Source organism: Acidovorax sp. (assembly GCF_046339755.1).
In the GTDB taxonomy this organism is placed as follows: Bacteria; Pseudomonadota; Gammaproteobacteria; order Burkholderiales; family Burkholderiaceae_C; genus Acidovorax.
The window spans coordinates 1-4,661 of record NZ_JBKDTZ010000231.1 but is presented as its reverse complement, the minus strand read 5'-3'; the positions used below and the strand labels follow the sequence as shown (position 1 = coordinate 4,661).

Sequence of the window (4,661 nt, the reverse complement as noted above, 5' to 3'; positions counted from 1 at the left end):
ACGCATCACAAAAAACGTTTTGTTCCAACCCTGCATCGTTAACCTCAATCGTGGTAGGCAACCATACCCGTTTACAAAGAGAACAGGAAAGTCAATGAAATCAACGGTCTACCCAGACCACCCCCGCGCCAGTGCTAGCTTTGCGTACCGTCACTTATTGCACTGAAAACGAGGAGACCCCGAGAAGCCATCGCGTGAGCAAAAAGCACTTTAGTAGATACGATGTATATTATGTTAAATATAGTGTGCGCCGAACAGCGGGTTGCGCGCCGCATCCAGACCCTGTCGCCGGCCCGTATTCACTCGGCGCCGACGCCGCTCGCCCCTCTATGCGGTCAGCATGGAACTTGGCGCGATCGGGCCGATGAACCCTGCCACGCCAGAACCCATGGACCACACTCAGCAACTCATTGCCAAGCTGCCCCAGCGAACTGGCTTCAGCCCACAGGCGGTCAGGCTCCTGCTGTGGCGTTGCAGAGAGGCAATGGCACGATTGCGCAATTCTCGCACCCTGAGTTCAGCGGCCATGATTTGTTCAACAGCGCGTTGAAGGCCCGCATGCAGGCGCTGGCCAATGAGCTGATTGAAGGATAAGGCGATCCTCACCGAGCAAGAGTTCGCAGCGAAGAAGGCTGAACTGCTCGCCAGGATCTGAGTTCGACTCACCCCAGCGTCATTGCGCCTTGCCTGCCCGTGGCCGGTGCGGCACCGGCTTCGGGCTGTTCTGGCTTCTGCTCCTTTTAGCCCTGGGGGGCGCTGCCGGTTCGCCGGTGGAACTGGGTGGCAACCGGTCCCGCAGCTCGTTGAGCACGGCGAACAGCTCGTTGCTGCGCTCGTCGACCTTGGCCTGCAGGCCCCTGGCCTCCTCGCGGGCGGACTGCAGCTGCTGTGACAGGCTGGCCTTCTCGGCTTGCAGGGTGCCTGCATGGGCGTCGAGCTCCCGCGCCCTGTCCGTGGCATCGGCCAGCGCCTTGGCGGCTTTCTTGCCGTCCGCCTCGAGCTGCAATGCGAGCCGCCTGGACTCCTGGCGCGCCCGGTCAACCTCGGCATGGAGCCTGCGCTCCTGGGCCTGTGTACGCTCTTCGAGCCGGGATCGTTCGGCCTGGTGTTCCAGCTCTCTGGCCTCCAGGCGCCGCCGCTCTGCATCCGCCGCCTGGCGCAGTTGCACACCCTCGGCGCGCGCTCTGTCCAGCAGTTGCTGGCAGGCCTGCAACTGCTGCTGCAGCTCCTGGGACTGGCGTGCCAGGTCGGCAACCTGGGCGTCGCGGGCTTGCATGGCCACCGCATAGGCCTCACTGCGGTCGTCCAGGCGCTGCCGGTCCCGCGCCAGCCCCTCCTGGGCGGTGCGCAGTGTTTGCTCCTGTGCCTCCAGGCCGGCGCGGGCTTGCGCGAATTGGGTGGCAGCCTGTTCGTTCGCATGCTGGAGCGCCCTGCCCCACAAGGTCTTCGCGGCCCTGATGACCGGGGCGGGCAAGGCGGGATCGGCATCTGCCACCGGGTCCGCTACGTCCGCGGGCGCTTGAAGCCGGCGGGCCAGGGAGCCAAACCAGCCATCGAGCATGGGCCCCACTGTGTTGGGGGATCCACGGCCCAGTTGCTGCCGCACGCGCTCAATCGTCGGCCGCTCTCCCAGGGCGAGAACGGCGTCCGCCGCCGCCCACACCTCTTCCACCTGCACGCCGCGCGGTCCTCGGACACTTCTGGATTGCATGGCCCTGCTCCATCTTAAAATTACCCACGATAAAGGATATTTATCGCGACAAATTCACCAAATCTGTAGCAAACAATACATTGTATGTAATTTAATAGTGAAACAACAGCTTCTCAGGCTACCTATGCCCTTTCCAACACTCAACAACGTGCCTGCGCTGCAGCCAGAAATGCTTTCGAATGCCGCAACGCGGGCGGTGGAGGAACTGCTGCGCGAAGGCGAATCCGCCAACACGCTCGCCAGCTACCGCTCTGCCCTGCGCTACTGGGCGGCCTGGTTCAATCTGCGTTTTGGCCGCCCGATTGCGCTGCCCGTGCCGCCCAGCGCGGTGCTCCAGTTCATCGTCGATCACGCGCAGCGCAGCACGGCCGATGGGCTGGCCCACGAACTGCCGCCAGCGATCGACGCGGTGCTCGTGGGCGCGGGCTTCAAGGGCAAGACGGGCCCGATGGCCCTCAACACCCTGGTGCACCGGGTTGCGGTGCTCTCCAAGGCGCACCAGCTCAATGCACTTGAAAATCCCTGCCAGGACGCCAAGGTCCGTGAGCTGTTGGCGAAAACCCGCCGGGCCTATGGCAAGCGCGGGGACCTGCCCAGGAAAAAGGATGCACTGACCAGGGACCCGTTGATGGCAATGGTCGACACCTGCGACACCTCCACCTTGAAAGGCTTGCGCGACCGTGCCCTGCTTCTATTCGCATTTGCCAGCGGGGGGCGCCGCCGGTCCGAGATCGTCGGCGCCGACATGAAGGACCTGCGCCGAAGCGGCGCCGCGTCCTTCACCTTCGTGCTGGCCCACTCCAAGACCAACCAGGATGGCGCCGACCGCCCCGAGAACTACAAGCCAGTGCAAGGCAAGGCCGGCGCGGCCCTGGGGGCCTGGCTCGACGCTTCGGGCATTGCCGATGGGCCGGTCTTTCGGCGCATCTGGAAAGGCGGAAGGCTGGGCGGCGCGCTCTCGGCAGCCGCAGTGCGCGACATCGTGCAGGCGCGGGCGCAGGCTGCGGGCCTGCCCAATGACTTCTCCGCCCACTCCCTGCGCTCGGGGTTCGTGACCGAGGCCGCGGCGCAGAACGTTCCGATGGCGGACACCATGGCGATGACGGGGCACCGGAGTGTGTCCAGCGTTCTGGGCTATTTCAGAATCTCCCCAAAAAGCCAGGGCGCGACCCTTCTCGATGGGGACCATCCGCACGCGGTGTAGGAAAGGGCCTGTGATTGTGTGCAGGTGCACGGCAACTTTGACCAGCCGGACTGAACCGCGCGCTGCACCTGGGGTGGCTTTGAAGACGGGTCGAAGCTGTCAGGCGCACCTGGATTTGAGTGTCGGTTGCCTCCTACAAGAATAAATTTACAAAGGGCTACACTCATCTCGCACCAGCGCAGGCACACGATTTTTGTCTCTCTCAACCGCTATTGGAAAGGCGAGTGCAGTCCCATGACGACGACCACAGCATCCGAGTCATCGGACTTGGCGACCCTGCCACGCGACCACGCTGCGGGTGCCTTTGCGGCAGACCCCCTGGCCGAGGCGCGTTCGCGGCAGATCCTGTCTGCCCTGCTGGCTTTTGCCGAGGGTGATTTCCAGGCGCGGCTGCCGGTGGACTGGCCGAGCACCGATGGCCGCATCGCCGAGGCTTTCAACCGGACGATCCGGCAGGCAGCAGGCTTCACCGGCGAAGTCGCCCGGCTGAACGAAACCGTCGGCAAGGAAGGCCGGCTGGCGCAGCGCATATCGGCCCCTGCCGCACAGGGCAGTTGGGCGGAGCAGGCGGTCGCGCTCAACACCCTGGTGGACGACCTGGTGCGCCCGACCACCGAGATTGCGCGCACCATCGGAGCGGTGGCCAAGGGGGATCTCGGGCAGTCCATGGATCTGCAGGTCGATGGCCGGCCGCTCAAAGGGGAGTTCCACCGTTCGGCCGAACTGGTCAACACCATGATCGAGCAGCTGTCGGTGTTCACCTCCGAAGTGACGCGGGTCGCGCGCGAGGTCGGCATCGAGGGCAAGCTCGGCGGCCAGGCCCAGGTCAAGGGCGTCTCAGGCGTCTGGAAGGACCTGACCGAGTCGGTCAACCAGATGGCCGGCAACCTCACGGCGCAGGTGCGCAACATCGCCGAGGTGACGATTGCCGTGGCCAACGGCGACCTGTCCAAGAAGATCACGGTGGACGTGCGCGGCGAGATCCTGCAGCTCAAGGAAGCGACCAACACCATGGTCGATCAATTGCGCTCCTTCGCCTCGGAGGTGACGCGCGTGGCGCGCGAGGTCGGCACCGATGGCCGGTTGGGTGGCCAGGCCGTGGTGCCCGGGGTGGCCGGCACCTGGAAGGACCTGACCGACTCGGTCAACTCCATGGCCAACAATCTGACGTCGCAGGTGCGCAACATCGCCACCGTGACCACGGCCGTGGCGCGCGGCGACCTGTCGCGCAAGATCACGGTGGACGTGAAGGGCGAGATCCTGGAGCTCAAGGAAACCATCAACACCATGGTGGACCAGCTCAACGGCTTCTCGTCCGAGGTGACGCGCGTGGCGCGCGAGGTGGGCACCGAGGGCAAGCTCGGCGGCCAGGCCCAGGTGCCGGGCATCGCCGGCACCTGGAAGGACCTAACCGATTCGGTCAACTCCATGGCCAGCAACCTCACGGGCCAGGTGCGCAACATCGCCGGCGTGGCCACGGCCATCGCCAAGGGCGACCTGTCCTCCAAGATCACGGTGGAGGTCAAGGGCGAGATCCTGGCGCTCAAGGAGACCATCAACACCATGGTCGACCAGCTCAACGCCTTCGCGTCCGAGGTGACGCGGGTGGCGCGCGAGGTGGGCACCGAGGGCAAGCTCGGCGGCCAGGCCCAGGTGCCCGGCGTCGCCGGCACCTGGAAGGACCTGACCGACAACGTCAATTTCATGGCGTCCAACCTCACGGGCCAGGTGCGCAACATCGCCGAA

General features: G+C 64.9%; 3 protein-coding genes. 2 read left to right on the top strand and 1 reads right to left on the bottom strand.

All coding sequences use genetic code 11. From position 1 onward, the window contains the following. Positions 1–673: 673 nt before the first annotated feature. A complete protein-coding gene (locus tag ACK59X_RS19465) occupies positions 674–1,711 on the bottom strand; it encodes a DNA-binding protein (RefSeq protein WP_409959893.1) in 1,038 nt (345 codons plus the stop codon). A gap of 124 nt (positions 1,712–1,835) precedes the next feature. Between ACK59X_RS19465 and ACK59X_RS19460 the strand changes: the two genes are divergently transcribed. Beyond that, entirely contained in the window at positions 1,836–2,915 is a 1,080-nt protein-coding gene (locus ACK59X_RS19460; protein WP_409959895.1) for a site-specific integrase, read from the top strand. Between the two features lie 234 nt (positions 2,916–3,149). Next, a partial coding sequence (locus tag ACK59X_RS19455; protein WP_409959892.1) for a HAMP domain-containing protein occupies positions 3,150–4,661 on the top strand: 1,512 nt, incomplete at its 3' end.